The sequence below is a fragment of the Streptomyces millisiae genome (genome assembly GCF_031845425.1).
In the GTDB taxonomy this organism is placed as follows: Bacteria; Actinomycetota; Actinomycetes; order Streptomycetales; family Streptomycetaceae; genus Streptomyces; species Streptomyces millisiae.
The window spans coordinates 1-437 of sequence record NZ_JAVREM010000337.1 but is presented as its reverse complement, the minus strand read 5'-3'; the positions used below and the strand labels follow the sequence as shown (position 1 = coordinate 437).

At 69.6% G+C, this 437-nt stretch carries 1 protein-coding gene; it reads right to left on the bottom strand.

The genetic code is table 11. The annotated features are described in order from the left end of the window. A partial coding sequence (locus RNC47_RS36965) for an arginine deiminase family protein (RefSeq protein WP_311605246.1) occupies positions 1-363 on the bottom strand: 363 nt, incomplete at its 3' end. Between the last annotated feature and the right edge of the window lie 74 nt (positions 364-437).

Genomic DNA, 437 nt, shown 5'->3' with positions numbered 1-437 from the left:
CCGCCGAGGGGTCAGGGAGTCCAGGAACGCCCGGGTGTCGTCGACCAGCCCGAGCCCCACCTCGTTCGCGTCGATCTTCCGGTCCAGCAGCCAGGACCGGGCCTCGGGGATCGCCATGGTGGCGGCCAGCAGGTCGTGCAGCTCGACCACCTCCACGCCCCGTTCGGTGAGCCGGTCGACGAAGTCGGCGTGGTCCCGCTGGGCGTTCTCCACCCACATCACGTCGTCGAACAGCAGATCGTCGGAGTTGGTCGGCGTCAGCCGCCGGTGGGCCATGCCGGGGGCGCAGACCAGGACCTTGCGCAGCCGCCCCACTTCGGAGTGGACGCCGAGGATGGAGGCGGGGTCGGTGGTGCTGCTCACGATGGGCCTTTCACTCGATGACGACGTACTCGATGACGCGAGGGCTTCAGCCGTACGGGACAGGCGCTCACAGC